Genomic DNA, 16,029 nt, shown 5'->3' on the forward strand with positions numbered 1-16,029 from the left:
TTAACTCCCCAGATAGCACCAGTGCGACTATGCTTAACCTTATCACCTCACATTGCATGGACGCTTATGTTGAGACGAATATTAGCGAGAACTCCCCAATTAACACGACTCCCTATACTAAGGAACAGAATATCTGGCCGTGCGCTGATTGGTATCGATTTTGGTCGCCATAGCATTAAAGCAATCGCGCTGCGCTATCAAGCAGACACCTTTCACTTAGAGGGGATCAGCAGTGTCGCTACGCCACAGGGATCCATCATTGACTATCAAATACAGCCAACACCGCCGTTAATTGAGGCCCTGCATTTATTAAAGTCATCGCTAAATGTGTGCACCAAAGAGGTAGCAACCGCGGTTAGCGGCAGCAGTGTGACCACTAAAATAGTGCATGCTCCTGCGTTATTTAGTGATGAAGTGTTAGCGCTGCATATGCAGCAAGAAGCCTTACAGCATTTATCGTCAGATCTGGATGATATTAGTGTTGATTACGAAGTGTTAGGACCAAGCGAACAGTCTCCTGAGCGCAATAGAATGCTATTAAGTGTTGCCCGCACCGAACATATTCAAGCCAGAGTGGATGTATTAAGCCAAGTGGGTTGGCAGACTAAAATCGTTGATATTGGCAGTCACGCTCTTGCAAGAGCGACGTCCTTTTTATGGTCTAAAAGCTTAGCTGCACAGGTTGGCGTATTAGACATAGGCGCCCAGAGCATGACGTTTATCGTACTGGATCAAGGAGAAGTGATTCATCATCGCTTACAGCCTTTGGCGAGCGACACTATTTCAGTATCAGCGGACATTTCGCAGGCTCCGCAATACACAGCGCTTATTGTGCAACATACGCAACGTAATCTGCAGTTATATTGTAGCCATACAGGGCATGCCCCACCTGAATACTTATATTTATTTGGCGGAGGGGCAGGGCTTCCCCTGTTAGCAGAGCAGTTAGCACAACAATTATCGGTTGTTGTTATACCTGCAGATTTTGCTGGCGTCTTTGATCTATCTAGCCATCAAGCTGTGCAAGTCTTCACCTTTGGCACAGCGCTTGGGCTGGCATTACGCTGTGGTGTGTCATGTCAAATATAAACCTACTGCCATGGCGAGCCCAGTTAAAAGCCAACCAAAAAAAGCATTTTATTTTGCAATTATCTCTGGTCTGCCTGCTGGGTATAACGCTAGTAATATTGGCTTACGGCTATATTAAGCAGCAAATACAGATTCAACAGCAACACAATAAAGCGGTTGCTGCCGCGAGTGAGCAACTCAATAGTACCTTACACGCCATAGAACAATTTCGCCTGCAACAGCAAGGCTTACAGCGCCGAGCGCATTTTATTGAGCAACTGCAACAAGAGCGTGCTTTACCGGTGCAACTCTTTAACCAACTTCCTAGTTGGATACCGATCAATGTGCACTTAGAGCGTGTCGACTTATCCAATAAAGCACTCATTATTAACGGTAAAGCTCATACCCATGGCGCTTTAGCGCTTATGGTCGAGCATATTGAAGGCAGCCGTTGGTTATTGCAGCCTAAGTTAACCGTGCATGCGACCGAGGGAGAGGCAGCCACGCCTACACATCAATTTATATTACAACTGGAGGTGAAAAATCATGCGTTAAGGTGACGATGACGCAAGAAAAATAATTGGTAGCAAGTAACACTAAATTGCTGAGTCATAGGAGGAGGCCATGGACGGGTCGTTTAATGAGCTTGAGTTAAATCGGGTATATCAATGGCCTACTGCTGCCAAAGTAGTGCTCTTATTGATGTTACTCATTATATTATGTTTTTTGGGTAACTATTTCTTTATTGCTGAGCAGTGGGCCTTATTGCGCCAGGCACAGCAGCAAAATGCCACGCTAATGCCTGTTATGCGCCAAAAGAAAGCCATGGCTGAAAATTTACCGGCTTATCAGCAGCAAGCTGAGCGTATAGCGCAGCAAGAGCAGCAGCTATTACAGCAAATACCCACTCAGCGCGATAGCGCCAATATCTTACGCGAGATGAGTCGCTTGGCCCAACAACATAGCCTGACAATTACCCGTGTGCAGTGGGAAAAAGAGCAAGCTATCTCATGGCTTAGCTCGTCTAACCGTGTTCAGTCTGGTTTATCATCGGCTGGCTCAAAACATGTCGGTCCAACTAAGCTATCGCTACGTATTAACGCCCAAGGACAATATCACCAACTGGGGCAGTTTGTTGCTGAGCTGTCAGCTTTACCGCGCATCGTGCTGATTGATAGCTTGATCCTCTCTCGAGACCATACTCAGGCAAGTGTTGCACCATTGAACATGGAGTTGTTGACCAGTACTTATACCTACTCGGTGATGGAGGTGGAAGACTTGCCATGAACAAAGCTCCCTATCAGCGAAGACCAGTGCGCATTTTCTTACTAGCAAGCCTTGGGCTAGTTATTGCCGGTTGCAATAAATCAATAGATTCACAGGCGGTGAATACTGAAGCTATAGCTCGCCAGCATATGCCGAGTGCTTTGCCCGTGCTTACTCAGTATCAAGCTAAACCTTATCAGGCTAAGGCACAGCGTGACCCTTTTATGACTATGTTTCCTGATGACAAAGTGAGAAAACCTCAGCCAGTAATAGATGGCATTGCTGAGCCTGAGTGTGAGCCTAGCGCGCGCTCACCGGCAACAGACTTGACGCAAACTTGGACGCTGCGCGCGACCTTTAATGGCGGTCACAGTCCGATGGCCATCATTGATATTCCTAATACTGGCACGACTAACGCGATAGTAGGCCAACAGCTGACAGCTCAGACGACAAATCAGCTGCAAAACCCTATTGTTGAGCGGATAGAAGTCATGGCTATTAAAGGACAACAAGTGACTTTACAACATGAGCAAGCCCTAGATACTCCATGTCCTTACACCCAAATTGTTACCCTTAATTTATATGAATAACCAGCGCCTAGCTTGAAAGCAGCTGCAAAAGCAACGCGGTACGAAAACCTAAACACCACAAATTAACGTCGTACGTTTTACGCGGTACGTTTTACGTTGTACGCCTTACGTCAAAAAACACTGGTTTTGGTTTTTTCGTACCGCGGTTGGCGTAAAACGTAAGGCGTTGTTGTTTGGTATCCGACGTTGTCGGATTGCACCCTTGTAGGCACTGCTTCAGCTGTGCAATATCGCGCAGCGATATACATTCATGCACCATACAAATGTTGGCGCCGCCGTTTTGTTGTTTGGGTTTATCTGACGGCTGACCGCTGAAAGCTTACAGCTGTCTGTTAGCTTGGTGCTATCAATTAATATGGTAACTTGAGTTGATTATATTGTCGTCCCCCCGTATTGTGCGTCACAGTATCTGTATTTCAATATCCTTGGTATTTTATCGCTATAAGTCCAATTCGGCGATAAAAGCGCCAAGTTGATCATCAAACAGACCGATAACGGGAAGGCGGACGCGAAGCAAGGTGATGAATTATCACCTCGCACAAGGCTTCTTTAGACCCTTAACGAGGGTTGTCCTTGCCAGCGACTGGCTCAGTTGCGATAATTCGGCGTCCAATTTCAAAAGTGAAGGTTAGATTCATCGTCGACCCTGCGGTGTTCGTGGGGCGCATTTGTTTGTGAGAATTTCGTGTAAATGGCTGAGAAACGCAATATATTCCTAGTAGGGCCTATGGGTGCGGGCAAGAGCACCATTGGTAAATACCTAGCGCAACAACTGCATATGGAGTTTTATGACTCCGATCATGAAATTGAGCGCCGAACTGGTGCCGATATCAGCTGGGTATTCGACGTCGAAGGCGAAGAGGGCTTTCGCGAACGCGAAGAAAAAGTCATCAACGACCTAAGTGAGCTACAAGGCATTGTCCTTGCCACTGGCGGCGGCTCCATAAAAAGCAAAGAAAGTCGTAACCGACTATCGGCGCGCGGCATTGTTGTCTATTTAGAAACCCCAGTAGAAAAACAGCTGGCGCGCGTACAAAAAGACAAGCGCCGCCCACTGCTACAAACCGAAGAAGACCCCGAACAGGTGCTAAAGCGTTTAGCAGCAGAGCGCAACGAGCTATACCAAGAAATAGCCGACTATGTGGTGCGCACCGATGAGCAGGGCGCTAAGTTAGTGGCTAATCATATCGTCGACTTAATCGGCTTATAACGGATAGACAAGCACATGGAAAGGTTAACCGTAAATTTGGGGGAGCGTAGCTATCCCATTCTTATTGCTGAGCAGTTATTAACGCAAGGCGAATTGCTACGCAATGCCGTGCAAGGCAGTAAGGTGTTGGTGGTCACCAACGAGGTGGTGGCGCCATTATATCTCGACACGCTACTGGCTACATTAGCCCCCTTACAGGTTGAATCTTTAGTATTACCTGATGGCGAGCAATTTAAAAACCTAGACACCTTTAATCAGGTGATGGGTACCTTGCTGGCGGGTAATCATGGCCGCGACACCACCTTAATTGCATTAGGTGGCGGCGTAATAGGCGATTTAACCGGATTTGCTGCTGCTTGCTACCAACGTGGTGTGCCCTTTATTCAAGTGCCCACTACCTTGTTAGCGCAGGTTGATTCATCGGTGGGCGGTAAAACGGCGGTTAACCACCCCTTAGGTAAAAACATGATTGGGGCTTTTTATCAGCCAGAACTAGTGCTGATAGATACTTTGTGCTTAAGCACCTTGCCCGAGCGTGAGTTTGCCGCAGGCCTTGCCGAGGTCATTAAATACGGCATTATTTGGGATGCAGAGTTTTTTGCTTGGTTAGAGCAAAATATTGAACGACTGCAACAGCTTGAGGGCGATGCCCTAAGCTATGCCATTCGTCGCTGCTGCGAAATTAAAGCTGACATGGTCGCCAGCGATGAGCGCGAGCAGGGCGTGCGGGCGCTGTTAAACCTTGGTCATACCTTTGGCCATGCCATAGAAGCCGAAATGGGCTATGGCAACTGGTTACATGGCGAAGCCGTGAGTGCTGGCACCATGCAAGCCTGCCACACCGCAAAACTGCGTGGCGAAATGACAGATGCCGATATTGCTCGGGTAGAAAATCTTTTTATTAAAGCCAAATTACCCATTACTGGCCCCAATAGCATGACCTTAAGTCAATATTTGCCGCACATGATGCGCGATAAAAAAGTACTGGCAGGTCAATTACGGCTGGTGCTGCCTATCGGCATTGGTCGTGCTCAGGTAGTGAGTGATGTCACCGAAGCACAATTGGCCCAGGTGGTGTCGGAAACCACGCCGTGACCGATACGGTAACCCCGCCTTTTTCATCTCAACAGCAGCTGTTAGCGCGGCTGCTGCATCTATCTCGTCTCGATACCGACTTTGTGCTACTGACAGGCCCAGCAGGGGCTGGCAAAACTTATTTAGCTCAACAACTTGTTGAGCAAACCTCGCTGATGCAGCCGATAGTGCTGGATGCCAAAACACTCAACAGTCACCCTCGTTTTCGCCATGCTCTACTTAGTCACTGGTTTCCTACTGCCATCTTTGATGCAGAAGAGTCATTGGCAGATTCAATGGCAAGGTTATTGCCAGCAAGCTTACATAAGCGTTTAGTGGTGGTGGACAATAGTGCTTGGCTAACGGATATTTTATTGCAAGAATTGGTACAGCTATATACCAGCTTGCCTGCAGAAGTGCGCCCTTTTATGTTGTTTGTGGGCGAAGCAGACTGGGCAGAGCAGATCCGAAAGCAATTGGATGCGGGTATGCTGACCAAGTTGCTTGAGGTTGAAGTGCCGCCATTAGCACCCAAAGGCCAGCAAGGTCTGCAGCAGCCATCAGCAGCCACACCCCCAGAGGTGCAAGCCTCTGGCAAGGTAATTAAGCCCATGGAGTCACAGATGAACACAGAATATTATCGCCAGTTATTAGCGCAAAAATCAGTCAAAATACTGCTGACCATTCTTATTGTGGTGCTGTTACTGATTGTGATTGTGAGTTTGTTACCCAGCTCAAGCAAGCCTGTTAATGAAATTGCACAGCCCTTTGAGCAAGATCAGACAGCCTTGCCTCAACCCGTTCCTAATGGCAATAACCCAGTGACAACTAACAGCACTGCGCCCACCAGTGCCGAGCCAAATCGTGCAGTAGTACAAGAGTGGCCAACAGAAACCTTGCCAGAAACCCCTACTATTACGGCAAGCGATGCACAAACCCCAGATGACAGCAGCAAAGAGCGGGTGGTGATTGAAGATGATGTGGTGAGCCAGTTAATGCAGCGAGAAGAGTTGAGCCAAAAACCGGCCCCCAGCCCCAAACCTCAAACTACGGCTAAACCGACGCCAGCTGCGGCAGCGACTAAAGCAAGCTTAGGCACAGTGGCTAACCTAATGCAAAAGTCATCACAGCGTTACACCTTGCAACTGATGGCAGGGCGCAATAAGCCGGTATTAGAAGCGCTAGCTGCTAAACACAACCTAAGTCCTGCTTGGGTCTACCCTCGTACCCTTAACGGCCAAGCATGGTTTGTCTTAGTACAAGGCGACTACCTCTCAGCTAACCATGCCCGCAACGCCATTAAGAATTTGCCAACTGAGCTACAAGAAGCCAAACCTTGGCCCAAGCCCTTCGCCCAAGTACAGAAAGAGGTGGAGTAAGAGCAGCGCCAAGCTAAAAGAAAGCTGTACGCTGACCGCGGTACGAAAAAACAAAACCTGACGCGCTGTTTTCACTGCGCAGTCTTGCGCAGCAAGATCCCGCGGTGTTTGTGTTCTCGTAAAGCGTACCGCGTAAAACGTAAGGCGTTGTTGTTTGGTATCCGACGTTGTCGGATTGCACAGCTGAAACAGTGCCTACATTCATGCATCATACAAATGTTGGCGCCGCCGTTTTGTTGTTTGGGGTTATCTGACGGCTGTCAGCTGTCAGCTCGGCGCTGCCCTTAAACACTAGCCATCACACTGGCTAATGGTTACAATGCGCGCCCCTTATCGGTTCGGCTTTAATGACAACAATGACTAAAACTCGAGCATTTTTAAAATGGGCTGGTGGTAAGTACGGCCTCATAGAGAGTATTAATCAGCGGTTGCCCGAAGCCCGAGAGCTTGTAGAGCCTTTTATGGGCGCCGGCTCAGTTTTTTTAAACTCCGACTTCGAATCTTATTTACTCGCCGATATTAACGCCGATCTTATTCATCTTTATCAGCTACTGAAAAGTCAGCCCGATGTCTTTATTCGCGAGGCGGCAACCTTATTTACCCCCAGCAATAATGCCAAAGACGCCTACTACGATCACCGCATTGCTTTTAACCAAGAACGAGATCGCTTTCGACGTGCCTTATTGTTTTTGTATCTTAACCGTCATGGTTACAACGGCCTATGCCGCTACAATAAAAGTGGGGGCTTTAACGTCCCTTTTGGCTCTTATAAAAAGCCCTATTTTCCTGAAAAAGAGCTGTGGTTTTTTGCGGAGAAAGCCCAAAAGGCCACTTTTGTCTGCCAAGGGTACGATCAGGTATTTGCCGACGCTAAGTCAGATCAAGTGTTTTATTGCGATCCGCCATACGCCCCCTTGTCTACAACTGGTTTTACTACCTATGCGGCCAACGGCTTTACCCTAGATGACCAAGCCATTCTTGCCCGTCTAGCTCGAGAAACGGCAAGCGCGGGCATCTCCGTGCTGGTTAGTAACCACGACATTCCCCTTACCCGCGAACTCTATCGCGGTGCCGACCTACAAGTAGTGTCTGTTAAACGCACCATCAGCCGCAATTCCGATAACCGCAAAAAAGTAGACGAACTCCTAGCTTTGTTTAAAGGGTAATTAGTAGCGCCAAGCTAAAAGAAAGCCGTACGCCTTACGCTGACCGCTGTACGAAAAAAAACAAAAGCTGGCGCTGTTTTGTTTACATTAACCATTAACCATTGGTGTTTACCTGTAGATACTCTGTTAGACGTCAAGGCTTTGCACTATATTGTTATGCGCCCTTATTTCGTCTTTGCGAGCGTAGCGCGGCAATCCATTTCAAAGGAAAGCGCTACATCTAACGCTGACTGTTTTACGTTAAATAAAAACTGCGGTTTTGCTTTTTTCGTCAGGCGCTTAGCGTAAAGCGTACAGCTGTCTAGTAGATGGATTGCCGCGTCGTTGCACTCCTCGCAATGACCAAAGGGTGGCTCTGGCTTTTTGTGGGCGAATTCATTCGCACAAAAACCAATGCACAGGGTTGTTTCCGTGCATGGTATGGTGCTGCACACCATTTCGTGGCTAAAGCACGCGACTACATTCGTGCGCCATGTAAACGTTGGCGTTGCTGTTTTGGTTTTATCTGACGGCTTACAGCTGAAAGCTTACAGCTGTCTTTTAGGTGTTGGTGGTCGATTTTTCGTACGGCGTACCGCGTAAAACGTACCTCGTGGTTTTGTGCGCTGCTTTTAACGCTGATTTGTTATAGAATTAGCTCGTTTTTTTGTGCTTATGTCTAAAGGAAGCCCCATGACTGACTACCTGATTGCCCCCTCAATATTGTCTGCCGACTTTGCCCGCTTAGGCGAAGAAGTAGACAAAGTATTACAAGCAGGTGCCGATGTTGTGCACTTTGACGTAATGGACAACCACTATGTGCCCAACCTCACCATAGGGCCCATGGTCTGCAAAGCGCTACGCGACTATGGCGTTACCGCTCCTATAGATGTGCACCTCATGGTTAAACCGGTAGACAGCTTAGTGCCACAGTTTGCCGAAGCAGGCGCATCAATTATTACTTTTCATCCCGAAGCCTCCGATCATATAGACCGCACTTTGAGTCTGATTAAAGAGCACGGCTGCCAAGCAGGCTTAGTCTTTAACCCCGCCACTTCGCTTAGTTATTTAGACTATGTCATGGATAAAGTAGACGTGATTTTATTGATGTCTGTTAACCCAGGCTTTGGCGGTCAATCTTTTATTGATAACACCTTAGACAAACTACGCGAAGCACGCCAACGCATCACCGATAGTGGCCGTAATATTCGCTTAGAAATAGACGGCGGCGTAAAAGTAGACAACATTCGCGCCATCGCCGAAGCCGGAGCCGATATGTTTGTAGCAGGCTCGGCTATTTTCAACCAGCCCGACTACAAAGCCGTGATCGACCAAATGCGCAGCGAGCTGGCCCAAGCCAATGTCTAATATCGATACCCGCCACATTAAACTGATTCAGTTTGATTTAGACGGCACCCTTATTGATAGCGTGGCTCAGCTATGGCAAGCCGTTAATCTTATGCTGGCTGAGCTTGGCCACCCCCAAGTGACAGAGCAAGAAGTGCGGTTGTGGGTGGGCAATGGTGCCGATATGCTGGTGCAGCGTGCATTAACAGCGGTGTTAACGCGTCCGCCCACGCCAAGCCTGCATCAACAAGCCCGAGGGTTATTTGATAACGCTTACCAAAGCGTGGCCAGTCACCAAGTGGTACTCTACCCAGGCGTTATCGACACCCTAGAGCAGCTTAAAGCAGCGGGTTATACCTTAGCGCTGGTAACCAATAAGCCCTATGGTTTTGTGCCGGATATTTTAGCGAAGACGGGCTTAGCGCCATATTTTTCGCTAAGCCTAGGTGGCGACAGCCTAGCAGACAAAAAGCCCAGCCCAGTGCCGCTTTTGCATGTATGTCATACCCTGAATATTGCCCCCGAGCACAGCATAATGGTGGGAGATTCCGAAAACGACATACTGGCCGCTCAAACGGCGGGCATGGCCTCGGTTGGGCTTACTTACGGCTATAACTATGGCAAGTCTATTGCCGATAGCCAGCCTAATTGGGTTATCAACCAATTTAGCGAGCTACTCGATTTACTTAAATAACAAAGTGGGGCGGAGATCACCTTTTACTGGCCGGCTTTGCCTTGCTAAACGTCTCACTTTTAAAAGATACACAAGGAATATCTTCATGGTTGAACATACGGCCAATACCTCGGCTAACCCCACCGTTTTTAGTGGTGCCCAGCCATCGGGGCAGTTAACAATAGGTAACTACATGGGCGCATTGCGCCAATGGGTTAATATGCAGCAAGACTACGACTGCCTATATTGCATCGTAGATATGCACGCCATTACAGTGCGCCAAGACCCTAAAGCATTGCGCGCAGCTTGCCTCGATGCTGCCGCTCTTTATATGGCGATTGGCCTAGACCCTGAAAAAAGCACCATCTTTATTCAATCTCATGTGCCAGAGCATGCTGAGCTGGCGTGGGTATTAAACTGTTATACCCAATTTGGCGAGCTATCACGCATGACGCAATTTAAAGATAAATCGAGCCGTCATGCCGAAAATATTAATGCCGGCTTATTTACCTATCCCGCGCTTATGGCTGCCGATATATTGCTATATCAAACTAGCCAAGTGCCGGTGGGCAACGACCAGAAGCAACATCTGGAGTTATCGCGCGACATTGCCTATCGTTTTAATCAACTTTATGGCGAGGTATTTACCGTACCCGAGCCTTTTATTCCGGCAGATGGCGCGCGCATAATGAGCTTGCAAGAGCCGACCAAAAAGATGTCTAAATCAGATGAAAACGTCAATAACTTTATTGGTTTGTTAGAAGATCCCAAAGTGATTGCCAAAAAGTTAAAACGTGCCGTTACCGACTCAGAAGATCCTCCCGTGGTTAAGTTTGATCAAGAAAACAAACCCGGCGTATCAAACCTACTTACCCTAATGTCGGGGGCCACTGGGCGTAGCATTAAAGAGCTAGAAGCGCACTTTGAAGGCAAAATGTACGGCCATCTTAAAACTGAAACCGCCGATGCGGTATTAGCCATGCTAGAGCCGATTCAAGCTCGCTTTCACGAGCTGCGTGCAGATGAGGATGAGTTGATCAGAGTTCTGTCGCAGGGTGCTGATAAAGCGCGCAAAAAAGCTGCGCAAACCCTAAAAAGCGTATATGATGTTATCGGCTTTGTACCTAGACATCTTTAATATCTAAGGGGCCAAAGCGCCCCTTTTTTATATCACATAATTGGACTTATCTTCTCTGATGACAGACTCTAAGCCCCTTAATAGCGACTTAATCGACAAGCTCTATTGGTTGCGTAAATTTCGCATGGCCAAAAACGAACAGACTCTAGCGTTTATGGTGTCTAAAGTCACAGATGACTACCACAGCAACACCGCCATTATGGCCGCCATTTACCTAGCTGAGTGCCAACGCGAACGCGAACTCGCCCAAGGCCGCCTTCTAGATCACTAAATAGACAACTGTACGTCAAACTGACAGCTATACGCCTTACGCTGTACGCTTAAACTGGTAGCTGTACGCCGACCACTATACGCCTAAACTGATAGCTGTACCTCTTACGCTGACCGCTATACGAAAAAACCAAACCGGTGGCGCGCAGCGGCACATAAACCATCAAGCCACACTATGTTTAAACCGGTGTTGTTTGTTGGCATTCAAACCCGAGCTGTTTTTTGTTTTACAAACCACGCCGTATTAAAAAAATCACACCGTAGAGGCCGCTTCAGCTGGCCGGTGGCGCGAAGCGGCACAAAAAACCATCAAACCACGCTAGGGTTAACATTGATATTGTTTGTCGGTTCTTGTTTTACTGTTCTTGTAGCCCCACAGCTTCACCTGTGGGTCTTGCGAAGCAAGATTGTTTTTCTGACGGCTTACAGCTGTCTGTTAGCGACCTCTACCGCAAAGCAATAGCTTTGCTGCACCATGCAAACCTTGGCATCGTCTGCATGTTACGGTGATACGCCAAACGATTCGTGCACCATGCTGATGTTGGTGGTCGGTTTTCCGTAAGGCGTACCGCGTAAAATGTACAGCGCTGTTTTCACGGTGTTTGGGTTTATCTGACGGTTTACCGCTGCCTTTTAGCTTTGAGCTGTAGTTTGATTTCCCCTCAATACCTGTCAAAATTCTCACATCAATAATTTCTCTTATTCAAGGTTTACTTAATATGGGTTTTCATAAAACGGGCCTCACACTATTGGCCGCCATGGTGCTTAGTGCCTGTGCCTCTAACACCGCCACCGTTCCTAGCAAAATAGCCGTCGCTCATGGTCCCACTAGCATCCAAGGCGGTAACGCTACCGGTGCCGATGACATCACCGTTACCACACCATACTTCGCGTTTGCCCTCGCACAGGGCGAGTTAGTTGACCTGGCCATGATGGAAGAGGGCAAATTTAGCAAAGATCTGATTAAATCAGTCGACTTTAGTGCAGGTTCCGGCCAAACCAGCCTCGAAAGTACCGAGATCGTAAAGCAAACTGCGGATGAGTTAGAAATCGCTGTTACTCGGAATCTAGATGGTCATCGCATTATTAGCCGCTATGAAGTGCACAAAGCCTACCCCGGCATTAAGCTCACCACTACAGTGCTAGACCCGATAAAAGGTAATACAAAAGCGGGCTATCAGCTAACGCGTAATCACCCTATCGCGAACACGGCAGACAACTATAACGACATGACGCGCATGGTGCACAGCCACTGGACTGCGGGTCAATTACAGAATAACTTGAGCGAACTCTCCGAAACCGACGGTTTACGTCGCAGCTACACAGGAAAAAACAATGAATTTAGTGCTTGGTTAAGTGCCGGTTCATTGGGTAATTTACGTTCAGATCTTGAAATGTATACCACCGCCAGCCCCCAAGCAGAATTAGGCTTATTTGATCTCAAACCGATAAGCGGTAATTTTGAAAGCTACTTATCGGTAATGCGCCAGCGTTGGAGCCGAGGCGAGCGCGTTTATTTAAATGCCGGCCCTAAGCTTAAAGACGCCAAACATAAGAGTGGCAAAATTTATGCCTATACCCCTAAAGGCCGCATTACTGCCGACTTCGCGCGTGCCGCCGCCAAAGGGCACAGCTTTGTCAGCTTCGGCCCCGAAGTGTATCCCATTACCACCAATTTTGGTGGTGAAGCCAAGCCTTATAAAAAGTCAGAAGTCGAATTTCGCTCAGAAATTGGCCTAGCCAAAGCCGAAGTCTGGCTCGATGGCAAACAAGTAGCAGGTTGGAAAATTAACGGTGCCAAGTGGTTTAGAACCGGCGTACCCGTCCCTCCTAATCGCACCTGGATGCAATGGGTAGTAGAAGACAAACAAGGCAACAAAGCCTACTCAAACCCGATTTGGATTAAATAAAGAGCAGCGCCCAGCACCAAGCTTGTAAGTACAGCGCCTAGCGCTAAGCTTAAACCTAAATACAACAGCGTCCAGCATACGGCGCTGTTTTTCTTTATCTGACGGCTGACCGCTGAAAGCTGACAGCTGTCTGTCCGCTAGGCGCTGAAGTTACTAATCAAATCCATTCTCATTGCGACTACGTTACCCAAGTAAAATCAATGGCTTATCTTAATCTTGCGTTTGAAATAAGCGGCAATGTCGACTATGCTTACCTCATTAATCAGGGGGGAGAAATGTATGAAAGGCGATAAAAAAGTCATAGAGTATCTTAATCAGGTACTTAGCATAGAGCTAACCTCTATCAACCAATATTTCTTGCATGCGCGTATGTTTAAAAACTGGGGCTTTAACCTGTTAGACGAACGCGAATACAAAAAATCCATCAAAGACATGAAACAAGCCGATAAGCTAATTGAGCGGGTATTGTTTTTAGAAGGCCTGCCTAATTTACAGCACTTAAATCGACTGCGTATTGGTGAAAATACGCAAGAAATGCTGCAATGCGACAAACTGCAAGTAGAAGAGCAGCTGCAAGTATTAAAAGACGCCATCGCCTACTGCGAGTCGGTTAAAGACTATGTTTCGCGCAAACTACTGTGCGAAATAGAAGCATACGAAGAAGAACATCTTGACTGGGTAGACTGTCAGCTTGACCTAATAAGCGTGATCGGTCTTGAAAATTATCAACAGTCTCAACTATAAGGGAGTCAAATATGAAAGGTAGCGCCAAAGTAATAGCGGCATTAAACGAGCTGCTGGCCGGTGAGCTAAGCTCAATGGATCAGTATTTCATTCACTCTCGTATGTACGAAGACTGGGGATATCAAAAGCTGTATGAGCGTATTGATCACGAGTTTGATGACGAAAAAGGCCATGCGGCCCTGATCATAGAGCGCATTCTGTTTTTAGGTGGCACTCCAGACATGGTGTCACGCGCGCCATTAAACATAGGTAAAGACGTGCCAGCCATGTTGCAAAGCGATCTTAACCTTGAGCTTAAAGTGATCGACGATTTGCGCGAAGTGATGGCTTTATGCGAGCAAGAACGTGATTATCAAACACGCGATATGCTACAAGTATTACTATCAGACACCGAAAACGATCACACCCACTGGTTAGAGCAACAAGTGGGCTTAATCGACAAAATCGGTCTGCAAAACTACCTACAGTCGCAGATGTAATACGCGCTTCGCGCAATGTTGAATGCTTAATTTTAAATGTTTAATAAAAGCCGCAGCAGCGGCTTTTATTATGGGGCTACACCCGTACATCATATGAATATTGGTTTTGTTTACCTGTAGGCACTGCTTTAGCTGTGCGGTGTTAGACAGGCAGCTGTACGCTATACGCTGACCGCTGTACGAAAAGGCCAAGCCGGTGTTTTCTTTGACGTAAGGCGTACCGCGTAAAACGTACCGCGTTGTTTTCGTGCATGGTATGGCGCTACGCACCATTTCGCGGCTAAAGCACGCGACTACATTCGTGCTGTATGTTGGTTTTTATCTGACAGGCTGATAGCTTACAGCTGTCTTCGGCGCTGTTTTCACGGTGTTTGTGTTTAACTGATAGCCGACGGCTTACAGCTGAAAGCTGTCTTTTATTACTCCCCAGTAAAAATCATTTCCAATTTAAACCATTGTTACTTTCTCGCTATGCAATACAATATTAATAACACAAGCCAAGCTGCTTGCTGCTAATGTAAAAGAGACACTTTCTTAAACTGACCATTAGCATTCAATATTTAACATAGTGCAAAGCACTAAAGCAGGAGCAAACCTATGGACATGATCAAAACACGCGCCGCCGTTGCTTGGGAAGCAGGCAAACCTTTGTCTATTGAAGAAGTTGATTTAATGCCGCCACAAAAAGGCGAGGTATTGGTACGCATTGTGGCGACAGGGGTTTGCCATACTGATGCTTTTACTCTGTCTGGTGACGATCCTGAGGGGATCTTTCCTGCCATTTTAGGACACGAGGGCGGTGGTGTAGTAGAAGCAGTTGGCGAGGGCGTGACTAGCCTAGCAGTAGGCGACCATGTGATCCCACTTTACACCGCCGAATGTGGCGAATGTAAATTTTGTACCTCGGGTAAAACCAATCTATGCCAAGCGGTACGTGCTACTCAAGGACAGGGTTTAATGCCAGATGGCACTACCCGTTTCTTTAAAGACGGCCAACCCATTTTTCACTATATGGGCTGCTCCACCTTTGCTGAGCGCACAGTAGTACCAGAAATTGCTTTGGCAAAAATTAATAAAGAAGCACCATTAGAAAAAGTGTGCTTACTCGGTTGTGGTGTCACTACCGGCATGGGTGCGGTCAAACACACGGCCAATGTACAAGAAGGTGACACAGTAGCCGTATTCGGTTTAGGTGGCATTGGTTTAGCGGTAATTATTGGTGCCGTAATGGCCAAAGCCAGCCGTATTATTGCCATTGATATTAACGAAGATAAGTTTGCCATTGCTAAGCAATTAGGGGCGACCGATTGCATTAACCCCAATGATTTTGATAAGCCAATTCAAGAGGTCATTGTAGAAATGACCGACGGCGGGGTAGATTACTCCTTTGAGTGTATTGGTAGCGTTAAAGTGATGCGTTCGGCATTAGAAGCCTGCCACAAAGGCTGGGGCGAATCTGTGATTATTGGTGTTGCCGGTGCTGGTCAAGAAATCTCTACCCGTCCCTTCCAGCTGGTTACCGGTCGGGTATGGAAAGGCTCCGCGTTTGGCGGCGTCAAAGGCCGCTCACAACTGCCTGGCATAGTAGAGCAATACATGAATGGCGAATTTGAACTTGATACTTTTATCACCCACACCATGGGCCTAGAAGACATCAATAAAGCCTTCGACCTGATGCACCAAGGCAAATCAATCCGCACCGTGATCCACTACGATAAGTAAGTCACAAACAGCGC

16 protein-coding genes are annotated in these 16,029 nt (G+C 47.5%); all 16 read left to right on the plus strand.

All coding sequences use genetic code 11. From position 1 onward, the window contains the following. Window positions 1-66 precede the first annotated feature (66 nt). The 16 genes from pilM (at window position 67) to J3U76_RS01905 (ending at window position 16,015) form a co-directional block, all read left to right on the plus strand. Window positions 67-1,089, plus strand: coding sequence for a type IV pilus biogenesis protein PilM (gene pilM, locus J3U76_RS01830; RefSeq protein ID WP_208003967.1), 1,023 nt, complete (start codon window positions 67-69; stop codon window positions 1,087-1,089). Beyond that, the gene (locus tag J3U76_RS01835) at window positions 1,077-1,628 is read left to right on the plus strand and encodes a PilN domain-containing protein (RefSeq protein ID WP_208003968.1); all 552 of its coding nucleotides are present in this window, start codon (window positions 1,077-1,079) and stop codon (window positions 1,626-1,628) included. Before pilM ends, J3U76_RS01835 begins: the two co-directional genes overlap by 13 nt. A 64-nt stretch (window positions 1,629-1,692) precedes the next feature. Continuing rightward, window positions 1,693-2,355 carry a type IV pilus inner membrane component PilO gene (locus J3U76_RS01840; protein WP_208003969.1) on the plus strand — a complete coding sequence of 221 codons (663 nt, stop codon included), beginning with the start codon at window positions 1,693-1,695 and terminating at the stop codon, window positions 2,353-2,355. Continuing rightward, window positions 2,352-2,924 carry a hypothetical protein gene (locus J3U76_RS01845; RefSeq protein ID WP_208003970.1) on the plus strand — a complete coding sequence of 191 codons (573 nt, stop codon included), beginning with the start codon at window positions 2,352-2,354 and terminating at the stop codon, window positions 2,922-2,924. The genes J3U76_RS01840 and J3U76_RS01845 overlap by 4 nt, the downstream gene beginning before the upstream one ends. 691 nt (window positions 2,925-3,615) lie before the next feature. Then, window positions 3,616-4,134, plus strand: coding sequence for a shikimate kinase AroK (aroK, locus tag J3U76_RS01850; RefSeq protein ID WP_208003971.1), 519 nt, complete (start codon window positions 3,616-3,618; stop codon window positions 4,132-4,134). A gap of 15 nt (window positions 4,135-4,149) precedes the next feature. Then, window positions 4,150-5,229 carry a 3-dehydroquinate synthase gene (gene aroB / locus J3U76_RS01855; protein ID WP_208003972.1) on the plus strand — a complete coding sequence of 360 codons (1,080 nt, stop codon included), beginning with the start codon at window positions 4,150-4,152 and terminating at the stop codon, window positions 5,227-5,229. Next, window positions 5,226-6,587 (plus strand): AAA family ATPase, encoded by a 1,362-nt coding sequence (locus J3U76_RS01860; protein WP_208003973.1) that lies wholly within the window; start codon window positions 5,226-5,228, stop codon window positions 6,585-6,587. The genes aroB and J3U76_RS01860 overlap by 4 nt, the downstream gene beginning before the upstream one ends. 356 nt (window positions 6,588-6,943) lie before the next feature. After that, a complete protein-coding gene (locus tag J3U76_RS01865; protein WP_208003974.1) occupies window positions 6,944-7,753 on the plus strand; it encodes a Dam family site-specific DNA-(adenine-N6)-methyltransferase in 810 nt (269 codons plus the stop codon). Window positions 7,754-8,425: 672 nt separating this feature from the next. Beyond that, on the plus strand, window positions 8,426-9,100 hold the full coding sequence (gene rpe, locus J3U76_RS01870; protein ID WP_208003975.1) for a ribulose-phosphate 3-epimerase: 675 nt from the start codon (window positions 8,426-8,428) through the stop codon (window positions 9,098-9,100). After that, window positions 9,093-9,773 (plus strand): phosphoglycolate phosphatase, encoded by a 681-nt coding sequence (locus J3U76_RS01875; protein ID WP_208003976.1) that lies wholly within the window; start codon window positions 9,093-9,095, stop codon window positions 9,771-9,773. The genes rpe and J3U76_RS01875 overlap by 8 nt, the downstream gene beginning before the upstream one ends. Window positions 9,774-9,858: 85 nt before the next feature. Continuing rightward, complete coding sequence (gene trpS / locus J3U76_RS01880) at window positions 9,859-10,890, plus strand: tryptophan--tRNA ligase (protein ID WP_208003977.1); 1,032 nt, start codon at window positions 9,859-9,861, stop codon at window positions 10,888-10,890. Window positions 10,891-10,948: 58 nt separating this feature from the next. After that, window positions 10,949-11,161 carry a hypothetical protein gene (locus J3U76_RS01885; protein WP_208003978.1) on the plus strand — a complete coding sequence of 71 codons (213 nt, stop codon included), beginning with the start codon at window positions 10,949-10,951 and terminating at the stop codon, window positions 11,159-11,161. Between the two features lie 718 nt (window positions 11,162-11,879). Then, on the plus strand, window positions 11,880-13,070 hold the full coding sequence (locus J3U76_RS01890; RefSeq protein ID WP_208003979.1) for a CehA/McbA family metallohydrolase domain-containing protein: 1,191 nt from the start codon (window positions 11,880-11,882) through the stop codon (window positions 13,068-13,070). Window positions 13,071-13,349: 279 nt separating this feature from the next. Then, on the plus strand, window positions 13,350-13,814 hold the full coding sequence (bfr, locus tag J3U76_RS01895) for a bacterioferritin (RefSeq protein ID WP_208003980.1): 465 nt from the start codon (window positions 13,350-13,352) through the stop codon (window positions 13,812-13,814). An 11-nt stretch (window positions 13,815-13,825) separates the two neighbouring features. Then, complete coding sequence (bfr, locus tag J3U76_RS01900; protein WP_208003981.1) at window positions 13,826-14,293, plus strand: bacterioferritin; 468 nt, start codon at window positions 13,826-13,828, stop codon at window positions 14,291-14,293. A 597-nt stretch (window positions 14,294-14,890) separates the two neighbouring features. Next, window positions 14,891-16,015 carry an S-(hydroxymethyl)glutathione dehydrogenase/class III alcohol dehydrogenase gene (locus tag J3U76_RS01905; RefSeq protein ID WP_481130276.1) on the plus strand — a complete coding sequence of 375 codons (1,125 nt, stop codon included), beginning with the start codon at window positions 14,891-14,893 and terminating at the stop codon, window positions 16,013-16,015. The last annotated feature ends 14 nt before the right edge of the window (window positions 16,016-16,029 follow it).

Origin of the sequence: Oceanisphaera pacifica (genome assembly GCF_017498065.1) — a bacterium.
In the GTDB taxonomy this organism is placed as follows: domain Bacteria; phylum Pseudomonadota; class Gammaproteobacteria; order Enterobacterales; family Aeromonadaceae; genus Oceanimonas; species Oceanimonas pacifica.

Coding starts and splice junctions, on each gene's coding strand:
- bfr (WP_208003980.1), top strand. CDS start 13,350: ATGAAAGGCGATAAAAAAGTCATAGAGTATCTTAATCAGGTACTTAGC.
- J3U76_RS01835 (WP_208003968.1), top strand. CDS start 1,077: ATGTCAAATATAAACCTACTGCCATGGCGAGCCCAGTTAAAAGCCAAC.
- J3U76_RS01905 (WP_481130276.1), top strand. CDS start 14,891: ATGGACATGATCAAAACACGCGCCGCCGTTGCTTGGGAAGCAGGCAAA.
- trpS (WP_208003977.1), top strand. CDS start 9,859: ATGGTTGAACATACGGCCAATACCTCGGCTAACCCCACCGTTTTTAGT.
- J3U76_RS01890 (WP_208003979.1), top strand. CDS start 11,880: ATGGGTTTTCATAAAACGGGCCTCACACTATTGGCCGCCATGGTGCTT.
- aroK (WP_208003971.1), top strand. CDS start 3,616: ATGGCTGAGAAACGCAATATATTCCTAGTAGGGCCTATGGGTGCGGGC.
- bfr (WP_208003981.1), top strand. CDS start 13,826: ATGAAAGGTAGCGCCAAAGTAATAGCGGCATTAAACGAGCTGCTGGCC.
- J3U76_RS01885 (WP_208003978.1), top strand. CDS start 10,949: ATGACAGACTCTAAGCCCCTTAATAGCGACTTAATCGACAAGCTCTAT.
- pilM (WP_208003967.1), top strand. CDS start 67: ATGTTGAGACGAATATTAGCGAGAACTCCCCAATTAACACGACTCCCT.
- rpe (WP_208003975.1), top strand. CDS start 8,426: ATGACTGACTACCTGATTGCCCCCTCAATATTGTCTGCCGACTTTGCC.
- J3U76_RS01840 (WP_208003969.1), top strand. CDS start 1,693: ATGGACGGGTCGTTTAATGAGCTTGAGTTAAATCGGGTATATCAATGG.
- J3U76_RS01865 (WP_208003974.1), top strand. CDS start 6,944: ATGACTAAAACTCGAGCATTTTTAAAATGGGCTGGTGGTAAGTACGGC.
- aroB (WP_208003972.1), top strand. CDS start 4,150: ATGGAAAGGTTAACCGTAAATTTGGGGGAGCGTAGCTATCCCATTCTT.
- J3U76_RS01845 (WP_208003970.1), top strand. CDS start 2,352: ATGAACAAAGCTCCCTATCAGCGAAGACCAGTGCGCATTTTCTTACTA.
- J3U76_RS01875 (WP_208003976.1), top strand. CDS start 9,093: ATGTCTAATATCGATACCCGCCACATTAAACTGATTCAGTTTGATTTA.